Annotated in this window: 22 protein-coding genes; 9 read left to right on the plus strand and 13 right to left on the minus strand. The window is 63.6% G+C overall.

Going from position 1 to position 25767, the window contains the following annotated elements; translation table 11 throughout:
• Positions 1 to 115: 115 nt before the first annotated feature.
• The 3 genes from AC6CDK_RS12500 to AC6CDK_RS12510 form a co-directional block, all read right to left on the minus strand.
• On the minus strand, positions 116 to 442 hold the full coding sequence (locus tag AC6CDK_RS12500) for a hypothetical protein (RefSeq protein ID WP_039647671.1): 327 nt from the start codon (positions 440 to 442) through the stop codon (positions 116 to 118).
• Positions 443 to 509: 67 nt separating this feature from the next.
• The gene (locus tag AC6CDK_RS12505; protein ID WP_039647669.1) at positions 510 to 1400 is read right to left on the minus strand and encodes an RluA family pseudouridine synthase; all 891 of its coding nucleotides are present in this window, start codon (positions 1398 to 1400) and stop codon (positions 510 to 512) included.
• Entirely contained in the window at positions 1397 to 1918 is a 522-nt protein-coding gene (locus AC6CDK_RS12510; protein WP_039647668.1) for an NUDIX hydrolase, read from the minus strand. The genes AC6CDK_RS12505 and AC6CDK_RS12510 overlap by 4 nt, the downstream gene beginning before the upstream one ends.
• 178 nt (positions 1919 to 2096) lie before the next feature.
• Between AC6CDK_RS12510 and AC6CDK_RS12515 the strand changes: the two genes are divergently transcribed.
• Positions 2097 to 3698 (plus strand): sensor domain-containing diguanylate cyclase, encoded by a 1602-nt coding sequence (locus AC6CDK_RS12515; protein ID WP_039647667.1) that lies wholly within the window; start codon positions 2097 to 2099, stop codon positions 3696 to 3698.
• 60 nt (positions 3699 to 3758) lie between these two features.
• Positions 3759 to 6146: an ATP-binding protein gene (locus AC6CDK_RS12520; protein ID WP_192905865.1), complete on the plus strand. Its 2388-nt coding sequence runs from the start codon at positions 3759 to 3761 to the stop codon at positions 6144 to 6146.
• Between the two features lies 1 nt (position 6147).
• Here the strand turns inward: AC6CDK_RS12520 and AC6CDK_RS12525 are convergent, their stop codons facing one another.
• Entirely contained in the window at positions 6148 to 6573 is a 426-nt protein-coding gene (locus tag AC6CDK_RS12525) for a hypothetical protein (protein ID WP_066358234.1), read from the minus strand.
• Positions 6574 to 6756: 183 nt separating this feature from the next.
• Here AC6CDK_RS12525 and AC6CDK_RS12530 point away from each other — a divergent pair, with 183 nt between their 5' ends.
• Positions 6757 to 7818 (plus strand): hypothetical protein, encoded by a 1062-nt coding sequence (locus AC6CDK_RS12530; RefSeq protein ID WP_039647663.1) that lies wholly within the window; start codon positions 6757 to 6759, stop codon positions 7816 to 7818.
• On the plus strand, positions 7815 to 9134 hold the full coding sequence (locus AC6CDK_RS12535) for a M16 family metallopeptidase (RefSeq protein ID WP_039647662.1): 1320 nt from the start codon (positions 7815 to 7817) through the stop codon (positions 9132 to 9134). The genes AC6CDK_RS12530 and AC6CDK_RS12535 overlap by 4 nt, the downstream gene beginning before the upstream one ends.
• On the opposite strand, the gene AC6CDK_RS12540 is transcribed toward AC6CDK_RS12535, so the two are convergent.
• The gene (locus AC6CDK_RS12540; RefSeq protein ID WP_226048497.1) at positions 9106 to 10581 is read right to left on the minus strand and encodes a transglutaminase-like domain-containing protein; all 1476 of its coding nucleotides are present in this window, start codon (positions 10579 to 10581) and stop codon (positions 9106 to 9108) included. The genes AC6CDK_RS12535 and AC6CDK_RS12540 overlap by 29 nt on opposite strands.
• A gap of 83 nt (positions 10582 to 10664) precedes the next feature.
• The gene (locus AC6CDK_RS12545) at positions 10665 to 10877 is read right to left on the minus strand and encodes a hypothetical protein (RefSeq protein WP_039647660.1); all 213 of its coding nucleotides are present in this window, start codon (positions 10875 to 10877) and stop codon (positions 10665 to 10667) included.
• Positions 10878 to 11265: 388 nt separating this feature from the next.
• Here AC6CDK_RS12545 and AC6CDK_RS12550 point away from each other — a divergent pair, with 388 nt between their 5' ends.
• Together AC6CDK_RS12550 and AC6CDK_RS12555 are read left to right on the plus strand one after the other, a co-directional pair.
• Entirely contained in the window at positions 11266 to 13557 is a 2292-nt protein-coding gene (locus tag AC6CDK_RS12550; protein ID WP_039647657.1) for a sigma 54-interacting transcriptional regulator, read from the plus strand.
• Between the two features lie 204 nt (positions 13558 to 13761).
• The gene (locus tag AC6CDK_RS12555) at positions 13762 to 13950 is read left to right on the plus strand and encodes a ribbon-helix-helix domain-containing protein (RefSeq protein WP_039647654.1); all 189 of its coding nucleotides are present in this window, start codon (positions 13762 to 13764) and stop codon (positions 13948 to 13950) included.
• A 114-nt stretch (positions 13951 to 14064) separates the two neighbouring features.
• On the opposite strand, the gene cysS is transcribed toward AC6CDK_RS12555, so the two are convergent.
• The 6 genes from cysS to AC6CDK_RS12585 form a co-directional block, all read right to left on the minus strand.
• Positions 14065 to 15510, minus strand: coding sequence for a cysteine--tRNA ligase (gene cysS / locus AC6CDK_RS12560; protein WP_039647652.1), 1446 nt, complete (start codon positions 15508 to 15510; stop codon positions 14065 to 14067).
• Between the two features lie 32 nt (positions 15511 to 15542).
• On the minus strand, positions 15543 to 17207 hold the full coding sequence (locus AC6CDK_RS12565) for a glutamine--tRNA ligase/YqeY domain fusion protein (protein ID WP_039647650.1): 1665 nt from the start codon (positions 17205 to 17207) through the stop codon (positions 15543 to 15545).
• Positions 17208 to 17237: 30 nt separating this feature from the next.
• Positions 17238 to 17711, minus strand: coding sequence for a 2-C-methyl-D-erythritol 2,4-cyclodiphosphate synthase (gene ispF / locus AC6CDK_RS12570; RefSeq protein ID WP_039647648.1), 474 nt, complete (start codon positions 17709 to 17711; stop codon positions 17238 to 17240).
• Positions 17712 to 17754: 43 nt separating this feature from the next.
• Entirely contained in the window at positions 17755 to 18453 is a 699-nt protein-coding gene (gene ispD / locus AC6CDK_RS12575; protein WP_039647646.1) for a 2-C-methyl-D-erythritol 4-phosphate cytidylyltransferase, read from the minus strand.
• A gap of 152 nt (positions 18454 to 18605) precedes the next feature.
• The gene (selA, locus tag AC6CDK_RS12580) at positions 18606 to 19994 is read right to left on the minus strand and encodes an L-seryl-tRNA(Sec) selenium transferase (RefSeq protein ID WP_192905866.1); all 1389 of its coding nucleotides are present in this window, start codon (positions 19992 to 19994) and stop codon (positions 18606 to 18608) included.
• 139 nt (positions 19995 to 20133) lie between these two features.
• Positions 20134 to 20841, minus strand: a complete 708-nt coding sequence (locus tag AC6CDK_RS12585; protein WP_039647642.1) for a GntR family transcriptional regulator — start codon at positions 20839 to 20841, stop codon at positions 20134 to 20136.
• A gap of 272 nt (positions 20842 to 21113) precedes the next feature.
• On the opposite strand from AC6CDK_RS12585, the gene AC6CDK_RS12590 reads away from it, so the two are divergent.
• A complete protein-coding gene (locus tag AC6CDK_RS12590; RefSeq protein ID WP_039647640.1) occupies positions 21114 to 21884 on the plus strand; it encodes a sugar phosphate isomerase/epimerase family protein in 771 nt (256 codons plus the stop codon).
• 36 nt (positions 21885 to 21920) lie between these two features.
• Here AC6CDK_RS12590 and cls read toward each other — a convergent pair whose 3' ends face one another.
• On the minus strand, positions 21921 to 23363 hold the full coding sequence (cls, locus tag AC6CDK_RS12595; RefSeq protein WP_039647638.1) for a cardiolipin synthase: 1443 nt from the start codon (positions 23361 to 23363) through the stop codon (positions 21921 to 21923).
• A 257-nt stretch (positions 23364 to 23620) separates the two neighbouring features.
• Here cls and rsmB point away from each other — a divergent pair, with 257 nt between their 5' ends.
• On the plus strand, positions 23621 to 24967 hold the full coding sequence (gene rsmB, locus AC6CDK_RS12600; protein ID WP_039647633.1) for a 16S rRNA (cytosine(967)-C(5))-methyltransferase RsmB: 1347 nt from the start codon (positions 23621 to 23623) through the stop codon (positions 24965 to 24967).
• Positions 24968 to 25002: 35 nt separating this feature from the next.
• A complete protein-coding gene (gene rpe / locus AC6CDK_RS12605) occupies positions 25003 to 25668 on the plus strand; it encodes a ribulose-phosphate 3-epimerase (protein WP_039647632.1) in 666 nt (221 codons plus the stop codon).
• Positions 25669 to 25767: the final 99 nt, after the last annotated feature.

A 25767-nucleotide genomic window follows, 5' to 3' on the forward strand; every position in this document is an offset into this window, starting at 1 on the left:
GGGGAGAGTTTTGTCCGGGTAAGCTGGTTCCGTTAAGCGACAACGGGGGGATGACATGCCGTCATCCCCCCGCCGGGTTTCCTTGTTCGTTCAATCAGTCAGAACGGCCTGCCGTTCAGCGGTCGGCCGGGGCGTCATTCTTCTGGCCGGACGCGGCAGGGCAGTCCTTCGGTCCCATGCCTTGCTTGGCGCAGCCACGCTTCGTGCCGCGGCCTTTGCCACCTTTTTTGCAGCAGGAGCCATCCGCCGGGGCGTCGCAATCGCAGCAGCAACAGCAGCACCCCTGCCCATCCCGAGCCCCTTTCATGCAGCAGCCGCGGCCCGCCTTGTTCTGTGCCGCCCCAGCCGTATCGGTCGAGACCTTCTCCACTGCCCCGAGTGGGACTGCGCCAACGCTGATAACCATAACAGCAGCAATCGTGACAAAAATGTTTCGTAGCATGAACCCCTCCGTTACGTGATTTCGTTCTCTTTATCCCTGGATGTAAAGGAAAAATCAAGGCAATACATCATGCCCCGCCGGACTGGATTCCATGCCGTTCGCAAGCGGCAGTGAACTCCCGGTCAGGGGGTGCCGTGGCGCTCACCGGCCGGCCGTCTTCAGCCCGGAAGGCCATGGTCCGGCAGTGGAGCATCATCCGCGGCGCGGCGATGCCGCCGTAAGTCGTATCCCCTATGATCGGAAGCCCCCCATGGGCCAGATGGACGCGGATCTGGTGGGTGCGGCCGGTGCGGGGGCGGGCCTCCACCAGTGTCGCGCCGTTCCCCCGGGCCACGACCCGGAACTCGGTCAGGGCGGCCTTGCCGACCGGCGCCACCCCGTAGCGGGATGTGCCCACCTTGGCCACGGGCGCGTCGACCTGCCAGGAATCGGCCGGCGGCATGCCCGTCACCAGCGCCCAGTAGACCTTTTCCACCCTCCCTTCTTTCAGTTCCCGCGAGATATGGGCCGCCGACCGGCGGGAGGCGGGAAAGATCATCACCCCGGAGGTTCCCCGGTCGAGGCGGTGGATCACCCGTGCAGGCTCGGCGCTGCCGCGGGCCCGGAAGTGGAGGGTCACGGCATACTCAAGGGTCCCCTTGAGCTGGTAGGGAGTCCGCTGGCAGTTGAGCCCGGAGGCCTTGTTCACGGCCAGATAGCCGGCGTCTTCGAACAGGATATCTTCGGGCGCCAGGGCAATCTCCCGGTAACGCTCCGGCTCCATTACTCCGAGGACGATTTCGTCACCGGCCTGAAGACGGCGGGACGCCACCCGCGCCATGGTCCCCCCCACAGCGCATCCTCCCCAGTCGATGATGGTGCGGATCCGGGTTTTGGAGAGCTGGGGAAAGAGCCGCGCCGCCCCCTCATCGAGCCGCACGCCGGCCTGGTCGGCCCCCACCCGCGCCGTCAGGATCATGACTGCCGCACCGAGGCCCGCAGAAGGGCCGCAATGGTCTTGCCGTCCCGGATTCCGCCCTCGGCGGCCAGGGCCAGGGCCTCGGCCAGGGGAAGGCGCACGGTTTCGATTTCCTCGTACTGCTCGGGGGTCGCCTCACCCTGGGTAAGACCGACGGCGAGGAACAGGTGGATCCGTTCGTCGAAGACTCCCGGCGAGGTCAGGATCGTGCCGAGGGATTCGAGCCGCTCAGCCGTAAGCCCCGTCTCTTCGGTCAGCTCACGCCGGCCGCAGGCGGAAGGCTCCTCCCCCGGATCGAGCCGGCCCGCCGGGATCTCCAGCAGCACGTCGTCCACGGCCGGCCGGAGCTGACGGATCAGGGTGACCGTTCCGTCCCCGTGGAGCGGCAGGACTCCCACCCCGCCCGGATGCCGCACCACCTGAAAGGTGTGCCACCCTTTGGCGCCGATCCGGACTTCCATCTGCTCCACATTCACCACGAGACCGTTGAAAAGAATCATCCTGTTGCGGGTATCCATGCACTCCATCCTCCGCGAAATGGGAGGAGAGTACCACCTTCACCGGCAGGGGAAAAGCGGTTTTATTGCCGGACAGCACAAGCTAGTGTCACTTCGGATGCAAAAAAGCTCAAGCAATGAAACTATGGTGACGAAATGGTATACTACCGGGTACCATCCTTTTCCTACGGCGGCGCCAATGAGACGAGCAAGCCTTAAAACCAAGACAGCCCTCTTCGTGCTTTTCGTCTTCTTTACCACGACACCCGCGGCGATCTACCTGACGCTCGAGTTCTTCGGCAAGTCGCTGCGGGATGTGGTGAATACCCACCAGGCGACCCTGCTGTCCCGGGTCGGCGCAGAGATAGACGAAAAGCTCCAGGGCAGCCACGATGCCCTCATAAGTATCGCTCGCCTGGCCACCGCCGACGACGTGACGTCCCCCGGGAACGCCCGGCGCTTTCTCCAGCGCTATCCCCTGCTGGCCGCGTTCTTCGATAACGGAGCGTTCGTGTTCACGCCCGACGGAATCCTGCTGGCCGAGACCAATCAGGGGCTGCAGCGCACCGGCCTCGACTTCTCCGCCCGCGAGTACATCCGGCAGACCAGGGTCTCGGAGCGCCCCTACATCTCGCGGCCCTTCGTGTCGAGCCAGCCCCACCACCATCCCACCGTCATGTTCACTGCCCCGGTCTTTACGCCGAACGGAACCCTCGTCGCCATACTCGGGGGGAGCATGGACCTGCTCAAAGGGAATTTCATCGGCTCCCTGGCCTCTACCCGCATCGGCAAGGAAGGTATCTTTTACCTGTTTGCCGATGACGGCGCCCTGATCATGCATCCCCAACGGGAAAGCATCCTGCAGCAGAGTGTCAAGCCGGAAATCCTGCACCTGGCATCCTCCCTGCCCAAGGGAGACGTCATCTCGGTCGAAACCGTTGCCAGCGACACTGCCATGCTGAGCACCCTGAAAAAGCTGCGCCAGACCACGTGGACCCTTGCGGCCGACCTGCCGGAGGACGAGGCCTATGCGCCGCTCCGCATGGCGGAGCGTTCGGCATGGATGGCTGTCATCCCCTGGGGACTCCTGAGCGCGGCCGCCATCTGGCTCCTCATGCGCCGCCTGACACTGCCGATCCTCGCGCTGGAGCGCCAGATCCGGGGAGCCGAGGACAGCGGCGCCCACCGCAACGTACTGATCCGTTCGGGTGATGAGATCGAACGGGTGGCCGAGGCATTCAACGGCCTCGTTAACCGGCTCATCGAAAAGGAAGACCGGCTCGTCCATCTCTCCAACCACGACTCCCTGACCGGCCTCTACAACCGGCTCTTTTTCGAGGCGGAGATGCAGCGGATCGACCGGGGGCGGCACTTCCCCGTGAGCATGGTGATGGTCGACGTGGACAATCTCAAGGCGGCGAACGACACCTTCGGCCACACTGCGGGCGACACCCTCATCGTCAAGGCGGCCCAGGCCCTGCGGGCGGCATTCCGGTCCGAAGACGTGGTGGCGCGGGTCGGTGGCGACGAATTTGCCGTCATCATGGAGGGCTCCGACCACGAAACGGCGCTGGAGGCACTGGAGCGGGTCCGGGAAACCGTAGCCCTGCTCAACTCCGATGGAGATTCTCCCGAGCTCAGCCTTTCCCTGGGCACGGCAACGGCCACGGCGCCACTCACCCTCGACCAAACCTGGCGCCTGGCGGACCAGCGCATGTACGCCGACAAGGCGCGCCGCAAGGCATCGAAGGTAATTGGAAGCAGTTCCGCTTCCCGGGATGCAGCCCCTCCGGCCTTCTGACCGCAGACGCCGCATCCTCTGGAACAGGGTACGGCTACGGCCTTACCCGGAGAACACAGGATGATTCTCACGGCAGCCAACCGCTTCCCCGGGTTGCGTTCACTCCGGGCATACCTCGAACGGTCGTGGGCGAGCCTGCGGCGCCCATCCGCGCCAGTCCTTGCGGTCCTGGCCCTCCTTCTCGCCCTTTCTCCCGCCCAGACGGCCCACGCATCCGCTCCCGGCTCCCTCCTCGGCAGGATCCTTGTGCTGCACTCGTACCATCCCGGCTTCACCTGGACCAGCGAAGAGACGGCCGGCATCATGGCAGCCTTCAGGAAGGCCGATCCGGATGCGGACCCGTTTGTGGAATACCTGGATGCCAAGCGTTACGGCGGACCGGCCTACGAACGGCTCCTTACGGACCTCTTCCGCCACAAGTATGCCGGCACCGACCTCCAGGTGGTCGTCGCCACCGACAATGCCGCCTTCGACTTTGCCGCCAACCACCGGGCCGAGATCTTTCCCCAAGCGGCCATCGTGTTCTGCGGCCTGAACGGATTTTCCGACAGCACCCTGGCCGGACGGACCAACATCACCGGCGTCGTGGAGGAAGCCGATCCACTCAGGACCATCACTCTCGCCCTCTCCCTCCATCCCGACCGCCGCCGGGTGGTTGTCATCAGCGATACGACCGAAACCGGCCGGGTCATCGCCGACGGCGTTCGGCAGGCCATGGGTCATTACCGCGCCCGGGCCAGCATCGAAATAATCCAGAATGTGACCATGACGGAGCTGGCCACGGCCGTTGAACGCCTGGGCAACGACAGCCTGATCGTCCTTGGCGCCTTCAACCGGGACCGTCAGGGACGGTCCTTCACCTATGAAGAGGTCCTGAGGTTCGTGCATGACCGGACCAACGTCCCCATTTACGGCCTCTGGACCTTCCAACTGGGCAAGGGCATCGTCGGCGGCAGCCTGCTGTCCGGCCGGCAGCAGGGAGAAGCCGCCGGACGGATGGCGTTGCGCATCCTCAGGGGCGAACGGCCCGAAACCATCGGGATAGATCGCGCGGTCCCGCCGGTCCTCCGCTTCGACTACCGCGAGCTGGAGCGCTTCGGCATCAACCGCGACAGCCTGCCGGCCGGGAGCGAAATCGTCAACGAGCCGAACCGCCCCCTGCATACCTACCGCCGCGAACTGGCCATTGCCGCGGCGGCCTTCCTGGTGCTGTGCGGCATCATTGCCCTGCTCGTCGCCATGCTGCGCCAGCGCACCCTGCTTGAGCGCAGGCTCCGCACCTCCGAGCAGGAGTACCGTCAGTTGGTGCAGAACGCCAACAGCATCATCCTGCGCTTCGATACGGGCGGGAACATAACCTACGCGAACGAGTTCGCCGAGGGCTTTTTCGGGTACCCGGCCACAGAGCTCGTGGGCAAAAACGTCGTGGGTACCATCACCCCGGAACGGGAATCGACGGGCAGGGATCTGGCGGTCATGGTCGGGGAAGTCTGTGGTAACCCGGACAGATACACCCACAACGTCAACGAGAACATCCTGCGCAACGGCGAACGGGTCTGGATCAGTTGGGCCAACAAGCCCCTGACGGACGAGCGGGGCAACCTGCGGGAGATCCTGAGCATCGGCAACGACATCACCCACCTGAAGGAGGTGCAGGAAGAAATCCTCAGGCTCAACGTCGCCCTGGAGGAGCGGGTCCGGGAGCGGACCGCCCAGTTGGAGAGCTCCAACCGGGAACTGGAGTCGTTCTGCTACTCGGTCTCCCACGATCTGCGGGCACCCCTGCGGCACATCAACAGCTACAGCCGGATTCTTCTGGAGGACTATCTGCACCTGTTGGACGAGCAGGGGCAGCATTTCCTGCAACGCCTTCAGGCGGCAAGCCACCGCATGGGGCAACTCATCGACGACCTGCTGGAGCTGTCGCGGGTGTCCCGGGCGGAGATGGAGTGCGAACGGGTTGATCTGACGGAGTTGGCCAGGGGTGTGATCGAGGATCTGCGCGAAGGGGATGACGGCCGAAACATCGATGTGCGGATCACGGAGGGAATGACCGCCTGGGGTGACCGCCGGCTGCTCCTGCTCGTGCTCCAAAATCTCATCGGCAATGCCTGGAAGTACAGCTCGAAACGGGAACGTGCGGTCATCGAGGTGGCTGTGGAGCGGCGCAACGGACGCGACGTGTTTCTGGTGCGCGACAACGGCGTAGGGTTCGACATGGCCTTCGCCGATAAGCTCTTCGGCGCCTTCCAGCGACTCCATTCACCGGTTGAGTTCGAGGGAACCGGCATCGGGCTCGCCACCGTGCAGCGGATCATCCACCGTCACGGGGGGGACATCTGGGCCGATGCGGAACCGGACCGGGGGGCGGCGTTCTTTTTCACGCTGCCTCCGGAACAGTGCCCTCCGGGCAGAGACGCGAGCCCGCCTCCGCCCGAGGGGACGTGAGTCAGAGACTGCAGCGCAACAGTTTCTTCCCGTCCCGAAACAGGATTTCGACCTTATTCGGCTTGATGACCGCCGTCACGATGCCGATGCCGAACGTCGGATGGTTCACCAGCGCATCGACCCGGAAGGAGGCGTCCATGGCATAGGAGGCCGCTGAGGCCGGATCGCGCCCCTCCATGGCGTGCTCCCATTCCGAAGGGCCCGCCGCGGCCGAAGCCCGGCGCGGCTTCTCCCCGGCCGGACGGCGCGTCGCCGTTTTCTTCTCTTCCTGGGGCGAGTGGTAGTTGTGCTGGCCGCCGCAGGTGTTGCACTGGACCCGCACCACCCGCGTCCCCACCATGGCCACGATGGTGTGATTGAACACCGCCCTGCACTTGGTACAGCGCGCCTCTATGATATCTCCCGCTGAAATCGGTCTGCCGCTCATCATTGGTACCCTCGTGGCCAATGGCCGTTAATCCGTCTGCCGACGCCTGCAAAGGGAGGGGTTATAGCACTTCGCCCGGACCGAGTCAAGGGCGTTCCCCCGAACGTGCCGGCGGAAGTATGGACCTGCCCGTTGAAAACATGCTATGGTTGAAACATATTCGCAACGAGGTCGGACAACGCAATGAATGTCGAACAAATGAAGGTGGTCCTGCGGGAGATCCTCGCCAGGACCGACCTGACGCCGTGCATCGTCGGCCACCGGGGGGTCGGCAAAACCGCCGGCATCGTACAGCTCTGCCGGGAGACCGGCCGCCGCTACCAGCCCGTTCGCCTCGGCCAGATGGAGGTGGGGGATCTGGTGGGCATCCCCTATCGCGAAAAGGACGTCATGTACTGGTCGCGTCCCTGCTGGTGGCCAGACGACGGCGCCCCGGACACGCTCATCCACTGCGATGAGCTGAACCGTGCCCAGCAGGAGGACACCCTCCAGGCCATCTTCCAGTTCGTGGAGCCCCCTTCCGAGGGAAACCGCCGTGCGCTCCACACTCACACCCTCCACCCCCGGCACAAGGTGGTGGTGACCATCAACCCGCCTGACGGCACCTACCAGGTGGCGACCCTTGACCGGGCCCTCATCGACCGGATGGTGATGCTCTACGTGGAAACCGACTACCAGTGCTGGGCCCGCTACGCCGCGGCCAGGGACCTGGACCAGGGGGTGCGCCGGTTCCTGGCGGCCAACACCTCGCTCCTGGCCAGCCAGGGAAGCCCCCTGGAGATGGACGCCGAACCCACCGAGCGGGGCTGGGAAATGGTGAGTATCCTGCGCCGGCAGTGCCGTTTCCCCCGGGAACTGGAGATGGAGATCTACGCCGGCATCATCGGCAAGGAGGCTGCCATCGCCTTTCTGCGCTGGTGCGCCGACCATGCGGCCCGGCCTGTAACCGCCGCCGAAGTGCTCAATCACTGGGACAGCGTGGCGGAAAAGCTCAGGGCCCAGCGGGACGACCAGCAGGCGGTCACCATGAGCGACATCGTCACCACCCTCACGGGCAACGGGGCACTGGCGCCGGATCAGGAGGAAAACCTCGTCCGCTACATCGACATCCTTCCCCGCGACATGCGCTTCGGCCTCGTCAAGTCGTTGCTGCGCATCCCCCCCGTGGCCCTGGCCCTCTCCCGCGACAAGTACGACGGGGTCGTATTCGACGCCATCCGGGCCATCAGCGCCGAGGCCCGATGACAGCAGCCGCCCACCGGAAAACCCTCCCCAACGGCCTGCGCGTGGTGGCGGTGGAAATGCCCCACCTTCACAGCACCGAGATCGCGGTCTACGTACGCGTCGGCGGACGCGACGACAGCCGTGCCACGGCCGGTCTCGCCCATTTCCTGGAGCACATGCTCTTCCGGGGCACCGCCGAGCACCCCACCAACCTGGAGCTGGAGGCCGCCTTCGAGGCTATCGGCGGCTGCGTCAATGCCGCGACCGACGCCGAATCCACCAGCTACTATTCCCGCGTCCACCCCGATCATGTGGCCGAAGGGCTGCGCCTGTTGGCAGCCATGATCCTCACGCCGACCTTTCCGGGCATTGATATCGAAAAGCGGATCATCACCGAGGAAGCCCTGGAAGACATCAACGACCACGGTGACGACATCAACCCCGACAACCTCTCCAGCAGCATGCTCTGGCCCGGCCACCCCCTCGGCATGCCGACCATCGGCTACCTGGACACCATCTCGGCCATCACCGAGGCCGACCTGAGGGGGCACATGGCCCGCTACTACGTGCCCACCAACGCGGTGGTCGTAGCAGCCGGACGGGTCAAGGCCGACGATGTCTTCGGAGCCGTCGCCGATGCCTTCGGCACCTGGGCGGGACCGGCGGCACCCGGCCGGCTGCCGCCCCCGTCGGACCAGGACGAACCCCGCAGCCTCTTCGTGAAGGACGCAGACAGCCAGGTGAATCTGCAGATAACCTTTCGCGGATTCTCCCGCCCCGACCCGCAGTTGGCGGCAACCCGTCTCCTGCGGCGCGTTCTGGCGGGAGGTGGCTGCTCGCGCCTCCACCTGAACCTGCGGGAGCGGCTCGGCATCGTCTACTCCGTTGACGCCCAGGTTGCCGCCTACGACGAGACCGGCTGCTTTTCCATCGAGCTGTCCACTGCACCGGAAAATCTGCTCACTGCCGTGGAGGAGGTCCTTGAGGAAACCCGGAAACTGGCTACGGAGCCGGTTGGCGCGGAGGAACTCCGCCGGGTTCGGCAGGGATATTTCTTTGACCTCGCCTATAGCGAAGACTCAACCTTCGAGATGCAGGCGCGCTACGGGTGGGGCGAGCTGATGGGAATGGTCAAGGGAATCGACGAGGAGCGGGCCGAGATGGGGGCCGTGGACGAGGCCACCCTCCAGGCGGTCGCATGGCGGCTCTTTGCCCCGGCCGCCCTCAACCTCGTGGCCGTCGGGCCGGTCACCGCTGCTGCAAAGCGGCGGGTGGAGCAGGTGCTGCGACGCTACGCCAAGGAATTTCCTACTTCATTTCAACCACCCGGGCCCTGATCCTGCCGACCACGGCGGCAATGACCGCCAGCCGGTCGGGGCTTTCCCCCTCCACCAGCTTCACATGGGAGGCATCGGCAGGCACCTGGTCAAAGGTAGGGTCCACCTGTTGCCAGGCGCCATCCACAAGGACCTCGGCCCAACTGTGATAGAGCAGGCCCTTTCCGTCCAGGGCGACGAGTCCTGACACGAACCGCGCCGGAATGCCCGCAGCACGGGCCAGGGAGACGAAAAGGCGGGCATGCGACTGGCAGTTGCCCGTGCGTGAGGCAAGCGTGTCGAGGGGAGACGGGGCATCGGTGACACTGTCTTTCACGTAGCTGCTCACCCAGGTCACCAGCTTTGCCAGCCGGCCTCGGGCGGAGGCCTCATCCCCGATCACCCGCCGGGCCGTGGCCACGATCTCGGGATGATCCGCCGGCAGGAGATCGGTAGGGGCCAGCCAGGGAGCCAGGGCAGCAGCATCAACCGCAGGTGCGCTGTCTCCACCCGCCGTAGCGGACGGCACCACCGGCTCCACCGTGACCTGCACGCGTCCGTCGCCCAGACGCCGCACGCTCTGCCCTCCCCCATCGGGCAGCGACATCTCCCGAGGGATTCCCTCAAGATTGATCACGAGACTCTTGAGCGCCCGGACCCGCTCGAGGGGAGGATTCAGCCGCACGAGGCTGAAGTCGAGGATCATGTCACGCCGGGACAGGGTGGCTTCGGCCAGGAATCGCCGCCCTGCGTCGCCGTCCTCGGCCACGGTCTCCACCAGGCCGTCACGCACCGACTCGCGGAGGGTGTTCCCATCCCGGTCCACCCAGACTTCATTGTCGACCATGGGGTAGAGGTCGTTCACCATGTGGACGGCCTGTATCCCGCCTGCCGCAGTATCCGCCCCCTGCACGGTGATGGCGACGCTTTTCAGGGAAACACCTTCCACATCGAGCATGGTTACCTTGTAGCGCCTTCCCGCAACGGCCCCTTTCATGAGCGGATAGAGGTTCAGGGCCGGCGGCGGGTATACTGCCCCCTTGGTCTTGAGGAGCTTCTCCCTCCGGCTGCCTCCCCGTTCGAGCCATACCTTCACGCCCGACGGCGTCGTTTCGCCTTCCAGCCGCTGGGGAGTACCGTCGAGCACCTGCTCCACCCGGAAGGAGCGGAGGGCAAGGTCACGCCCCACCCGATAGACCTCGCGGGAAGCCGCCTCGCGCGAAAAGCCGAGGACAACCATCCTGACGCTCCCCTCCACCGTCATCTCGTAGCCGTCGTCCACCGCGGTTATCACCTGCCGGCCGAAGCCGGTCCGCTCACCGCCCATGAAGATGCCGAACCACCGCTCGCCCCCGGGCGGCTTCGCCAGGAGTGGCGCGGACAGCCGGGAATCCCCGGCCCGGGCAGTGGACTGGAGAAGGAACGTGACAAGAAAAACGACTATGATCCTGACAAGGGTACGGGGCATATGCATGGCGTGCTGGGCTCGAAACGGCGCTGAAAACGGCGCGATGTCCGACTTGCGTCGGACGGCCGCGCCATGGCGGACATCTATTCCGTGAAAATCGGCTCCTTTGCCGTTTCAGGGCGCTTCTCGCTCTGGGGTACGGAGCAGCGGTTCTCTGGGGCGGGGCTGTCCGGCTCGCCCCTGTCCAGTTCCTGCCGCACAAGCACGGCGGCACGATCAAGCAGGCTCTTTCTGCCGCTGTCCGACAGGCGCCTGAATTCGATGATGAGTTTATGCTCGTCCATGCTCAGGTCCATGGTCGATTCTCCTTTGGGGATGAGAATCCCCTCTGCGGGGGTTGTGGAGGTTATACCACAATCGCAGGGGCGCGCGCAATCGGGCCGGGCCGATCGACAACGACATGCGGGCCACGAGGGCATTCACATGAAAAACTCTTTAAATACAACAAATTATCTTGTCCTATTTACTTGCGGAGCCAGAATGATCGCGTTATAGTTTAGATAGAAAAAGAGTTGCGAGGGTCGAGAGATCCTCATTATGCCCTAGCCGACTTTCCCTCCTAGTCGCTAGGGTGTTTTTTTGCCACCAGCCCACTGCGCCACACTTGGCACAGTGTATACTTTGTGTGTCACTTATTGCACACCGCCTTTCCATGGTGTATGGTGCATGTGTACAGGAGGTGCCATGGAGCCGATCATTACCGACAAGGAAAAGTGCCGCAAGTGCTACTGCTGCGTCAGGAGCTGCCCGGTCAAGGCGATCAAGGTTGAAAAGCGCTACACCGAGATCATCTTCGACCGCTGCATCGGTTGCGGCAACTGCCTGAGCAACTGCCCCCAACGCGCAAAGATGGTGGCCGACAAGGTGGGCGTCACCGAGAGCCTCCTCACCTCGGAAGACGAGGTGATAGCCGTGCTCGGCTCATCATTTCCGGCCTTTTTTCACAACGTTGCACCGGGCAAACTGGTGGCCGGCCTCAAGCGGATCGGCTTCCGCCAAGTCCACGAAGGGGCCTACGGCGCTGAACTGATTGCCGGGGACTATGCCCGCATCACCGGCGACAACGACCGGACCCACATTTCGTCCCACTGCCCGGCCATCGTCGACCTGATCGAACGACACTACCCGAAACTGCTCAGGAACCTGGTGCCCGTCGTTTCGCCCATGATTGCCATGGGGCGCTATCTCAAGGGAGTTCTTGGCCCCAAGGCCAAGGTGGTCTATATCAGTTCCTGCATTGCCGCAAAGTTTGAAACCCAGATGACGGAAACGCGGGGAGCCATAGACATTGTGCTCACCTATCGCGAGCTGGAGGGCATTTTCCGCAGCCGGCAGATTTCCCTCCCGACCCTTGAGGCGCTTCCCTTTGACGGGCTCACACCTACGGTGGGCAGGCTTTTCCCCATCAACGGGGGGACGTTCCGGTCGTTCTCCATGCCGTCGAACCCCCTGGACACCGAGGTAGTTTCCGCCTGTGGCGAGGTGAACGTCATGGGCATCATCAAGGACATGGCTGCCGGCAGGATCGCCCCCCGCTTTGCCGACCTGCGCTTCTGCTATGACGGGTGCATCGGCGGCCCCGGCCGCAACAGCGATCTGACCGAGTTCTACCGCCGCAACCTGATCATCAACCACTACAAGCAGGATATCCCCCACGAGCCAGCTCCCCACCACCTCTCCCCCCGCGAGCAGGCCGGCCTGACCCGCACGTTTGCCAGCAAGCACGCGCGCCTGGAGTCGCCGAAGGGGAACGACGTCCGCAAGATTCTCCAGGCCACCAGCAAGTATTCGGTCAAGGACGAACTCAATTGCCGCGCCTGCGGCTACCGCACCTGCCGCGAGTACGCCGCGGCGGTCTACCAGGGTCTGGCCGAGATCGAGATGTGCCTTCCCTACAACCTCCAGCAACTGGAAGAAGACCGGGGGCGCCTGATCCAGAAGTACGAGCTCGCCCGCCGGGAGCTCGACCGCGAGTACACCGACGAATTCATCGTCGGCAACGACCGCAAGACCCTGGAAGTCCTCGACCTCATCAAGCAGGTGGGGCCGACGCCGACAACGGTTCTGATCCGGGGCGAGTCGGGGACCGGCAAGGAACTCACCGCCCGGGCCATTCATCGTTTCAGCAAGCGCAACGACAAGCCGTTGGTGACCCTGAACTGCACCACCATCACCGACTCCCTTCTGGAGAGCGAGCTCTTCGGACACAAACGGGGGGCCTTCACCGGCGCCATCGCCGAGAAAAAGGGGCTGTTCGAGGCAGCCGACGGCGGCACCATCTTCCTGGACGAAATCGGCGATATTACGCCGAAGCTACAGGCGGAGCTGCTGCGGGTCCTCGATACGGGCGAGGTCCGCCCCGTGGGGGGCACGGCCGCACGCAAGGTGGACGTACGCCTCATCGCCGCAACCAATCGCAACCTCGAAGAAGGAGTGCGCGAGGGCTGGTTCCGCGAGGATCTGTATTATCGCCTCAACGTCTTTACCATCACCATGCCGCCCCTGCGCAACCGGGTGGAGTCGATTCCGATCCTGGCGCACCACTTCATGGAAAAGGCCAGCACCAAACTGAACAAGCGGCTCTCCGCCATCGAAGAGCGGGCCGTGATCGCCCTCACCACGTACCCCTGGCCCGGCAACATCCGCGAGATGCAGAACGTCATCGAGCGGGCCGCGGTCCTTGCCCACGACGATGTCATCCACTTGGAGAACCTCCCTCTGGCCCTTTCGGAAAACCTGGAAGGAAGCCCGACCGCCGACCTGGACATGCGGTCCTCCTTCCGGGCCGAGCGCGAAAGACATGTGGTCAAACTCGAGAAGAAGCTGATCCAACGCTACCTGGCCGAAGCCAACGGCAACGTGAGCCGCGCGGCGCGGCTCGCCAACATCCCCCGTCGCACTTTTTACCGACTGCTCGACAAGTATCGCCTCAAGGAAAAGGACGTGCGGGATATGCCACGGGAAGACAGACCATAGTGTGCATTTTTGGCCAAACCTGTGCCATCCATGACACAGACATGTATACAGAGATTTTTATTAGATTATTTTTATATTCAACTTAACAACGATTTCAACGTGTTACAACTCTCCTCTTTAACCTCCAAACTTGGCATGCATATGGCATATTACACCCTAAATTCGATATCAACGATGCCAATCAATGGACGGAGGATACCAGACATGGGAAAAATGAGAGAAAATCCGCGGTACAACGTTATCTCCATGAGGATCAGCGACGAAGAGCGTGATCGTCTGCAGGCGATCATGGAAGCCACCCACAAGAGCGTATCGGACATCATGAGGGAAGCCATGGAGCTCTTCTCTGTCCAGCTCGAGCAATCTCAATCTACAGACCAGAAGGCCGCCTGATCTTCACAAAAAAACGGGGCATCCCTGGCATGGGATGCCCCGCACATCGTCGTCAGATGAAGCGAACCGGGCGGAACTGATCCGCAGTGGCTCGTTTTTTTCGTTTCAGAGCGCCTATTTCACCTTCCAGGTTGTTCCCTGGGCCGAGTCCAGAAGCAGAATCCCCTGGTCCGCCAGGGTATCGCGAATCTCGTCGGCACGGCGGAAATCCCGGGCCTTGCGGGCCGCGTTCCGCTCATCGATCAGACGCTCGATCTCGGCGGCCTCGATGGGCAGAGCCGCTGCCTTGCGACTTTTGAGCCGCTCCACGAATGCGCCCGGCTCCGACGTGAACAGGCCAAGCACCGCCCCCACCCGATCGATTGCCTCCCGCGCGCCGGCCAGTGCGACCCGGCCGCTCTCACCCTCTGCAAGCACCCGGTTGACCGTCCGCACCAGATCAAAGACATAGCCCAACGCCTGGGCCGTATTGAAATCGTCGTCCATTGCCTCACGGAAGCGGGCCGGAAGCCCGGCCGTCTTTTCGGCCAGTTCCTCGTCGATCCGGCCCGTGCCCGTGCCGCCCGCGGCCACGGCCTCGTCGATGCCGGCCAGGGCATTGTAGATCCGCTCCAGCCCCGCCGCGGCCTCCTTCAGGTTCTGATCCGAAAAATCAATGGGGGAACGGTAGTGGGCCGACAGGAGGAAGAACCGGAGCACCTCGGGGTCATAGCTCTCCAGCACCTCCTTGATGGTGAAGAAATTGCCGAGGGACTTGCTCATCTTCTCGGCATTGATGTTCACGAAGCCGTTATGGATCCAGTAGCGGGCAAAGGGCTTGCCATTGGCCGCCTCGGACTGGGCAATCTCGTTTTCGTGGTGGGGAAATACCAGATCCTTGCCGCCGCCGTGAATATCGAAGGTTTCGCCCAGATATTTCATGCTCATGGCGGAGCACTCGATGTGCCAGCCGGGACGCCCCTGGCCCCAGGGGGAATCCCAGCAGGGCTCGCCCGGCTTTGACCCTTTCCAGAGGGCAAAGTCCATGGGATGGCGTTTTTTCTCTCCCACCTCGATGCGTGCGCCGGCCTGCATTTCCTCAAGGTTGCGCTTGGAGAGCTTCAGGTACTGGTCAAAGGCCTCAACGCTGAAGTAGACGTCTCCGTCGGCGGCATAGGCAAAACCCTTTGCCACCAAACGCTCGATGACCTGGATCATCTCGGCGATGTGCTCGGTGGCCTTGGGCTGATAGGTCGGCAGATCGAGCCCCAGAGCCGCCATATCCCGGTCGAACTCGGCAATGAAACGCTCGGAGATGACGTTGAACGGCACCCCCTCCTTGTTGGCCCGATTGATGATCTTGTCGTCCACGTCGGTATAGTTGCGGACATAGGTCACCTCGTAGCCTGCGTGGCGGAGGTAGCGGTAGATCATGTCGAAGACCACGTTGGCCCGGGCGTGACCGATGTGGCAGTGGTCATAGACCGTGACGCCGCAGACGTACATCTTCACCCGGCCCGGCTCAAGCGTGACGAAATCTTCCTTTGTGCCCGAAAGCGTGTTGTAGACGCGCAATGCCATGGAAAGCCCTTTCAGATTCTTAATTCTACGTATTACTTCTTGGCCCACGAATCCCGCAGCGTCACGGTCCGGTTGAAGACCGGCGCGCCGGGCTGCGAATCGACGCGGTCAGCGCAGAAGTATCCCTGACGCTCGAACTGGAAGCGATCCTCGGGCCGGGCCAGAGCCAGGGAGGGCTCCAGCCGGCAATCCCGAACGATTTCCACCGACAGGGGATTGAGAAGCTCCTTCCAGTCGTCGCCCGAGGGGTTGGGAACGGTGAAGAGCCGATCGTAAAGCCTGACCTCGGCAGTCACGGCATGGGTCGCCGAGACCCAGTGAATGACCCCCTTGACCTTGCGCTCCGAACCGGGAAGGCCGCTGCGGGTCTCCGGATCATAGGTGCAGCGTACCGTGGTCACGTTCCCCTCGCCATCACGCTCCACCCCGGTGCATTTCACGATGTACGCGCCCCGCAGGCGGATTTCTTCGCCCGGCGAAAGACGCTTGAACCCCTTGGGAGGGACCTCCATGAAATCGTCGCGCTCGATGAAAAGCTCCCGTCCAAAGGGGACCGGCCGGCCGCCCAGGTCGGGACGCTGGGGGTGATAGGCAATGGTGAGATCCTCCGCCGCCCCCTCGGGATAGTTTTCGATCACCAGCCGAAGGGGCCGCAAGACCGCCATGACCCGGGGGGCGCGTTCGTTCAGATCCTGGCGCACGCTCTCTTCCAGAATGCTCATGTCGATCCAGCTATCGCTGCGTCCCACGCCGATGGTGTCGCAGAAATTCCGGATCGCCCCGGGGGTGAAGCCCCGGCGGCGGATGCCCATGATGGTCGGCATGCGTGGGTCGTCCCAGCCGGTCACGTCGCCGTCCTTCACCAACTGGAGCAGCTTGCGCTTGCTCATGACCGCATAGGTGAGGTTCAGGCGGGCGAACTCGTACTGACGCGGCCGGGTCGGTACCGGCAGGTTATCCAGAAACCACTCGTAAAGCGGCTTGTGATCTTCGAACTCCAGGGTGCAGACGGAGTGGGTGATCCCTTCGATGGCGTCCGACTGGCCATGGGCGTAGTCATACATGGGGTAGATACACCACTTGTCGCCGGCATGGGGGTGTGGGGCATGGAGAATCCGGTACATGACCGGATCCCGCAGGTTGATGTTGGGCGAGGCCATGTCGATCCTGGCCCGCAGCACCTTTGCTCCATCGGGAAACTCCCCGGCCCGCATCCGGCGGAACAGATCCAGGTTTTCCTCCGCAGTGCGGCTGCGGTAGGGACTCTCCTTGCCCGGCTCGGTGAGGGTGCCGCGGTAGGAGCGGATCTCATCGGCCGTCAAGTCGTCCACGTAGGCCTTGCCCTGCATGATGAGGTATTCGGCCCACTGGTAGAGTTGCTCGAAGTAGTCGGAGGCGTAATAGCAGTGCTCCCCCCACTCGAAGCCGAGCCACCGGACGCTCTCCTTGATCGACTCGATGTACTCGGTCTCCTCTTTCACCGGGTTGGTGTCGTCGAAGCGGAGATGGCAGCGTCCCCCGAAATCCCGCGCCAGCCCGAAGTTGAGGCAGATTGATTTGGCGTGGCCGATGTGGAGATAGCCATTGGGCTCGGGGGGGAAACGGGTGACAATGGTCCGGTGCTTGCCGCTCTTGAGATCATCCTCGACGATGGTTCGCAGGAAGTTGGTGACGTGGGCTGGTTCAGTGGTCGACATTGGGCTGTCCTCGCGCAATTCTATGGGCTGCTATTTCTCTTCCATGAGCACCACCGCGTAGGCGGCGATCCCCTCGCCACGCCCCGCGAACCCAAGCTCTTCGGTGGTGGTCGCCTTGACGTTCACCCGATCGGGGTCCGCCATCAGGTCGGCGGCGATATGTTCACGCATGAGAGGGATATGGGACGCCATCTTGGGGCGCTGGGCCACGATGGTGGCATCCAGGTTGCCGAGGCGGAATCCGTGCCGGTCCGCCAGTTCCATGACGTGGCGGAGCAGTGCCCGGCTGTCGGCGCCCTTGTACCGGGGATCGGTGTCGGGAAAATGCTTGCCGATATCTCCCAGGGCCAGGGCACCGAGAATGGCGTCTGAGATGGCGTGGAGCAACACATCGGCATCCGAATGCCCCAGCAGGCCCAGGTCGTAGGGAATGTCGACGCCGCCGACGATCAGTTTTCGTCCCGTCACCAGGCGGTGAACGTCATAGCCGTGGCCGATCCTCATGGTATGCACCTTTCTTTCGCAACGCGCGGAGCCGGTCGCCCGCTCACGCCGCGATCTCCTTCAGAAACGCCTCGGCCAGGACCATGTCCTCGGGCGTCGTGATCTTGATATTGCGGTAATCTCCCACGACGATCCTCACGCTACGGCCCAGGCGCTCCACGAGCATGGCATCGTCGGTGCCGAGAAAGCGTTCCGCGTCGGCAATTTCGTGAGCCGCGCGGATGACGGCGTAGCGGAACGCCTGGGGCGTCTGGGCGAGCCAAAGGGTCTCCCGGGGGGGGGTGCCGGTGATGATACCGTCTTCGACCGTCTTCACCGTGTCCTTGGCCGGCACGGCCACGAGGGCTCCGTCGTCCTCCCGGGCCACGGCGGCGGCCCGGGCCAGCACGTCCGCACTGACAAAGGGGCGGACCCCATCATGGATAAGGACCACGTCGTCATCCGCCGCAACCCCCTCCATGGCCCGCAGTCCGTTCAGGACCGAGTGCTGGCGCTCCGCACCGCCGGCAACAATGCCGCGAACCTTGGCGAAACCGTAGCGTTCGACTACCTGTTCACGGCAGAAGGGAATCTCGTCCTCGGGAGTGATGACAAATATGCCGTCAACAAAGGACGTCCCCTCGAAAACGCTCAGGGTATGGGCGAGAATCGGCTTCCCCGCAAGGAGGAGGTACTGCTTGTTGATGGAGGCCCCCATCCGCTTACCCATGCCGGCGGCCGGGACCAGGGCGAAAACGGCCATGGTTTCTTCCCCTGGCGCCGTGCTGGGCGGCGCCACAAATACGGCCCGGCCTGCGCGGAAAACGGCGCCGGTCGGGCCGGAATGAGCTGATTATACCGAAGGATCGCTAAAAGACCAGCCAAAAGTAGTGCGAAGGAGTGCCCCCGGCCGCGTCAGCCGGCCAGCTCCCGCAGGGCGGAGACAACCGCCGGGGCATCGTCGTCCAGGAGGGTCCGCGCATCGAGCAGGAAGCGTCCCCGGTTGATGCGTCCGATCACCGGCACGGCCATGCGCCGGAGCCGCGCCTCCATCTCCTGGGGAGACACCCCGTCCACGTCAACGGCGATGAGTGTCGTGGGCAACTCCAGCAGGGGATAGGCACCACCTCCCACCTGGGAAACACCGTCAAGGGAAGCAAGCCGTACGGAAGAGGGAATGCCGCGGCGCAAACGACGCATGAATTGCCGGGCACGCAGCCGTAGTTCCTCGGCCGAGGCGGTCAACATCCGCAGGGTTGGAATCTCCGCCAGGGCCTGGCGTTCATCCCGGTAGAGGCGCAGGGTTCCCTCGAGGGCCGCCAGGGTCAGCTTGTCGATACGGATAGCCCGGAGCAGGGGATGCTTTTTCAAGGGATCCACATGCGCCTTGCGCCCCACGATGATTCCCGCCTGGGGCCCGCCCAGGAGTTTGTCGCCGCTGAAGGTGACCACATCCACCCCGGCGGAGACGAATTCCTGCACCGTGGGCTCCCCCCGGATGCCGAAGCGGGAGAGATCGATGAGACAACCGCTGCCGATGTCGGCCATGACCGGCAGGCCCAATTCGCGGCCGATGGCGACCATCTCCGGGGCCGTCACCTCTGCGGTAAAGCCGACCACCGCGAAATTGCTGGAGTGAACCTTGAGCAAAAGCCCCGTTTCGGATGTCACCGCTTGGCGGTAATCGCGGGGATGGGTCCGGTTGGTGGTTCCCACCTCGCGGAGAACGGCCCCGCCCTGCTGCATGACGTCCGGGATGCGGAACGACCCGCCGATCTCCACCAGTTCTCCCCGGGAGACAATGACCTCTTTTCCGCCGGACAGGGCGGACAGGGCCAGCAGAACCGCCGCTGCGTTGTTGTTGACCACGAGCGCGGCCTCTGCGCCGGTCAGTTCACAAAGAAGCTTCTCCACATGGGAGTAGCGGCTCCCCCTCTCGCCCCGCTCCAGATCGAATTCCAGGTTGGAGTAGCCGTAGGCGGTGTCGTCGACACGCTGCCGCACCCGCTCCGCCAGGGGAGAACGCCCCAGGTTCGTGTGAATGACGACGCCGGTGCCATTCACCACCCGGCGAAGGCTGCATGCCGTGCTGCGGGCCACTTCCCGGCCGACCCGGGCCGCAACCGGACCGTCTTCCAGGTCTTCCTCCCGCAAGGATCCTGCGCGGGCCTCGGCGCGCAGGGCATCGAGCACCATGCGGATGGCGGCGAGAACCGTGGGGCGGGGATGGCCTGCCAGCAATCGCTTGACTTCGTCCTGCTCAAGGATGCGGTCAACCTTGGGAATGCGGCTAAAGAGGGTCACGCTCGTCTCCCCGGGCACAAAAATGGCGGCGCAAGGCCAGCTTAGACCTCAGTACCAGATTGGCTCCGGACTGTCAAGGCGGGCAAGGGACAAGATGAAAAGGGGCGGGGGCGCGTGGGAAGCGGAATCGTACCCCGGGCTAGATATCGAGTTGCAGGGCTGCGGCCTGTTCGGCGGGCTTGAGGGGAGGCGCGCCATCGGTTTCCTGCATGAGGACCCGGCCACCATACTCTGCGTTCTTGCGGACAAGGGTTTCGGCCATGTCGGCATTGCGGAACTGGAATGCCTCAATGATCCGTTCGTGCTCCTTCACGGAAATATGCATTCGGCCGGGCAGGCTGAGGGAGGCATAGCGGAGCCGCTGGAACTTCCGGACAAGGTTGGTGACGAGCTCCGAGAGTTTCTCGTTGTCGGCGGCCCGGAGGAACAACTCGTGAAAATCGTTGTGAATCCGGAAAAAGTGCCGCACGTCACCCTCATTCGCCAGGTGACGCAGCCTTTCGTTGATGGTCCGGAGTTTTTCGATTTCCTTGTCCGTGAGTTTTTCGCAGGCGCGCCGGGCAGCGTACCCCTCAAGAATACTCTTGATGGCGTAAAACTCCTCCACGTCCCGGGGAGAGAAGAACGTGACAACCGCGCCCTTGCGCGGAATCACGGTCAGATATCCCTCCGATTCCAACTGGCGGAACGCCTCCCGGATCGGTGTGCGGCTGATGCCGAATCGTTCGGCGAGGTCGGGCTCTGCTACCTTTTCGCCCGGCTTGAGGGCGCCGGTCATGATGGCATCGCGAATGGTTTCGAGGATCTTTTCCCTGAGGGTGAGGTGCTTCTCCATCGGTTTTTTCATAAAACTCCACTCCGGCGGGGGCTGACTTATTGTATACAGTATACAGGGATTGTCAAGCAGGAGTTAGCATGTATTAAAAAAGAAAGGTCTGTTACGAAGCACCCTTACGCCCTTGCCATTTACGGTGCCGGATAGTATCCTTGGGCGCGGCAGAACCGCTACCTCACCGTCATCGTCCGGGGAAACCGTACCTTTGCCACGCTGGAGCAACTGGCAGCCTGCCACTCCTGTGCCGACGCCATCATAACAACACAAGAAAGAGCACCCCGACCATGTCCGATCGTATCCATGCCCATGTCCCCTACCCGATGCTGGCCGACAATCTCGCGGCCGTCACCGCCCGTGGGGTCAATCCCGAAGTCCATTTTTCGGGTGAGGCCCTGGACTCACTTGTCCCTGAAAAGCTGATAGCCGTTGCCAATACCCTGAACACCACAGGATTGCGTTCCACCATTCATGCGCCGTTCGTGGACCTGAACCCCGGCTCGGCCGAACGCCTCATCCGCGAGGCTACCCGCCACCGGCTCAACCAGGTGATCGATGCCGCGGCGATCCTCACGCCCGACGTGATCGTCTTCCACCCGGGGTACGACCGCTGGCGCTACGGCGAGAGCCAGGATATCTGGCTCGCCCACAGCATTGAGACGTGGGGGTGGGTGCTGGAGCGGACCGAACCCATCGGCTGCACCGTGGCGGTGGAGAACATTTTCGAGGAGGAGCCCTCAACCCTGAAGGCCCTGCTGGAAGAGATCGACCATCCCCGCTTCCGCCACTGTTTCGACGTGGGACACTGGAATCTCTTTCACACGGTGGGGATGGAGGAATGGTTCGATGCCATGGGGCGCTTCGTGGCGGAGGCGCACATCCACGACAATTTCGGCACCCGCGATGACCATCTGCCGCTGGGTGAAGGGACCATCGACTTCGACATCTTCTTTTCCCTCATGGCCCGGCACGCCCCCCAGGCCGTCTGGACCATCGAGGCCCACTGCCCGGCAACCCTGGACAGGGCGCTCGTTGCCATCGAGCGATACCGGAAATGACAACGGCCCGCCGCGGCGGGCCGTTATAGATCAAGGCTACAGGTAGGGAGAAAAGAGCTTGGCCGTGGCGTCCCGCACTTTTTCAGGGAGCGGGCGGCCGTCCATCTCGGCCAGGCTCACCTGCCGCGAGGTGGCAACGGTAGCGGCAAAGTGGCGGGAAAGGGTTCCTGCCAGCTCCCGATCATAGACCTCCAGATTGAGCTCGAAATTGAGCCGCAGACTGCGGGGGTCCAGGTTGGCCGAGCCGATCATGCTCCAGAGACCGTCAACGATGAAGAGCTTGGTGTGGGCAAAGGGGGGCGGCTGGTAAAACACCCGGATGCCCTGTTGCAGGAGTTCCCAGAGGTAGGCCCGGGTGGCCCAGTGGACAAAGGGAAGGTTGTTCTTCGCCGGCAGCACGAGGGTGACCTCCACCCCCCGCAGAGCCGTAGTGACCAGGGCCGAGACCAGGGAACGATCGGGGATGAAGTACGGCGTCATGATCTGGACCGTCCGCGTGGCGCACGACAGGGCTCCCATGATGATCCAGTGGAGCGTATGGTACTCCTTGTCGGGGCCGTCGCCGATGGGACGGGCCAGCGCGTGGCCGGCCGGCGGGATCTGGGGGAAATACCGGACATCATCCAGAAGTTCGCCGGTGACGAAGTACCAATCCTCCAGGAAGACCTGCTGGAGCCCCGCCACCACCGGCCCCGCCACCGAGAAGTGAACATCCCGCGACACGGCGTCTCCCGCCTGTTCAGCCACATGCCGGCCCCCGATGTTCATCCCCCCCGTGTATGCCAGATGGCCGTCCACCACCAAGACTTTGCGGTGGTTGCGCAGGTTCATGTAGATCCCCTGGCGCAACGGCAGGAATCGCTCGACCCTGATCCCCGTCCCAGCCATGAGGGTCCTGGCGCGGGGCCATGAATACTTTTCGCCGACGCCGTCGATGACCACCCGCACGGTGACACCGCGTGCTGCGGCTTCGGCCAGGGCAGTGGCGAACCGGCGCCCGGTGCTGTCGGCATCGAAAATATAGGTGGAAAGATGGATCGAGGATCGGGCCCGGGCAATGGCTTCCAGCATGGCGGGGTACGCCTCTTCGCCACCCTCAAGGGGGACGATGCGGTTTCCCTGGATCAGGGGAGCGCCCACCACCCGGTCGGCCAGATGACGTAGTTCGGAGAGGTATTCGGTCCCTGCCGGGGAGACCGGCGCACTTCCATGCTCGTGGGCTGAACGGAAATGCTCCCCCCCTGCCAGGCGCCGCCCCGTTTCCTGCCACTTGCGGGCCCGGCGAAAGATGCGGTTCACACCCATGCTCCAGTAAAAGAAAGGTCCGAACAGCGGAACCGTGAGGCAGACAACGATCCAGCCGAGGGCCGACCGGGGGTCTCGCTTCATGACAAGGGCGTGACCCGCCGAGCCCACCGAAAGGGCCGCAGCGATTCCCGCGCACACAAAAAGGACTGCGTCATTCAAGTACGAAATCACACCCCATCCCTCGGCTGCGGTGCGAGAACCTCGTCGCACGCGGACTCCGGTCCGGCAGTGTACAGCCGCCCCATTGCGGCATGGCTGCGGACCCCTTATTTTGTACCGTAAAAACAGCCCGCTAGCAACAGAGCCCCGCCGGTAGCCCTCTGCCGCCGGTTTTCTTGCGGATGGACCGCTACCTGAACTATAATGAAATCTCGTCTGCATCCTGCGGCATACCGTCGCGCCATCCAGTTCCGACACCGGGAGCATCCGTGAACCAGTCCACCGCCGACCCACGCCGTTCGGCCTATGATATCCTCGTCCGCGTCGAACGGGAGCGGACCTTTGCCGAACCGCTCATCGACCGGGAATTGTCCGGCGGCATTCTGAGGGGCCCCGACCGGGGGCTCCTGACCGAGCTCGTCTATGGGGTGCTGCGCCGGACGGCAACCCTCGACTACCTGGTGGACCTTTTCTGCGCCACGCGGGCCGCCAAGCTGGAGCGAGCGGTCCTGATCCTGCTCCGCCTGGGGCTCTACCAGATCTTCTTCCTTGACCGGATTCCGGTGTCCGCCGCAGTCAACGAAACGGTGACGCTGGCCCGGGAGAAGGCGCCACGGGCCAGCGGCCTCGTTAATGCGGTCCTCCGCCGGTCCGACCGGGAACGGTCATTGGTCTCCTGGCCCGATCGGGAGCTGGACCCGGCCGGCTACCTCTCCCTCCGCCACTCCCATCCCCGCTGGATCGTGGAGGGGTGGATCGCCCAATTGGGATTCGAAGATGCGGAAGCGCTTGCCGCCGTCATGGCGACGCCCCCTCCCCTCACCGTGCGGGTCAACACGCTGCGGACGTCACGCGAGGCGTACCTCGACCTTCTGAAGGAAGCGGGTACGGAAGCGGAGCCCACGCGCCATTCTCCCCACGGCATCCGTATTCTCTCGCGGACAGCGGTGGCGGCGCTGCCGGGCTTCGGTGAGGGGCTCGCCATCGTGCAGGACGAATCGTCCCAACTGGCCTCGCTCCTCCTGGAGCCCCGGCCCGGCGAGCGGGTCCTCGATGCCTGTGCGTCCCCCGGCGGCAAGGCGACCCACCTTGCCCAGATCATGAGCGACCGGGGCGAGGTCATTGCCTGGGACGTGGCGGAGAAAAAGCTCGTTCCGATCACCGACAATGCCCGCCGTCTGGGCATCGGCATCATCCGGCCCGCCGTGGCCGATGCCCGGAATCCGGAGCAGACCGTCGCCCCCTTCGACCGGATTCTGGTGGATGCCCCCTGCTCAGCCCTGGGGGTGCTGCGCCGCACCCCCGAGGGGAAGTGGTGGAAGACCCCCGACGACGTGGCCCGGCTGGCCCAGAGCCAACGCCGGATACTGGCGGGAGCCGCTTCCCTGCTGAAGCCGGGGGGCACGCTCCTCTACTCCACCTGTTCCACCACAACGGATGAAAATGAGTCAATTATCGAGGATTTTCTTTCGCACCACGCCGATTTCATGTTAGAAGACTTGAATTATCATTTCCCCTGCCTGTCGGAACTCATCACCGGCCGGGGCATGTTCCGCAGTTGGCCCCACTGCCACGGCATGGACGGCTTTTTTGCCGCCCGCCTTCGCCGGGCCTGATGCGGCACCGCATCGAGCAGTTACCGGAGGTTCCCATGAAAAAAATTGCCCCATCGATCCTGTCCGCCGATTTTTCCCGCCTGGGCGACGAGGTGCGTGCCGTGGCGGCGGCCGGGGCCGATTATATCCACGTGGACGTCATGGACGGACATTTCGTGCCCAACATAACCATCGGCCCCCTGGTGGTGGAGGCGGTGCGCAGGGTCACCGAGCTTCCCCTGGACGTCCATCTGATGATCGAGCACCCCGACCGCTACATCCCCGACTTCGCCGCGGCTGGGTCGGACATCATCGTGGTTCATGCGGAGGCGTCCATTCACCTCCACCGCACGATCCAGCTCATCAAGTCCCTGGGCAAGAAGGCAGGGGTATCCCTTAATCCGGCCACTCCCCTCAACTGCCTCGACTATGTCCTCGAAGACCTGGACCTGGTGCTGCTCATGACCGTCAATCCGGGATTCGGCGGCCAGTCGTTCATCGAGGCCTGCATTCCCAAGATCCAGGCGCTGCGGGCCATGCTCGACCGCCGCGGCTGCGAGGCAGAGCTTGAGGTGGACGGCGGGGTGAAAATCGACAACATCGCCCGCATCGCCCATGCCGGCGCCGACGTTTTCGTGGCCGGCAGCGCCGTTTTCGGCAGCCCCGACTATGAAGCGACCATAAAAGAGCTAAAGCGTCGGGCAAAAGAGCCGATACTGTAACTACGCGGCCATTGGCCGCTATTTGGTATCCGAAAGCGACAGAAATGGATGTGCCGGGATTGACCGAACTTGCCGTGCGGATCCGCACGACCCTGGCCG

It is taken from the genome of Geobacter sp. PheSNFMC (assembly GCF_059620965.1).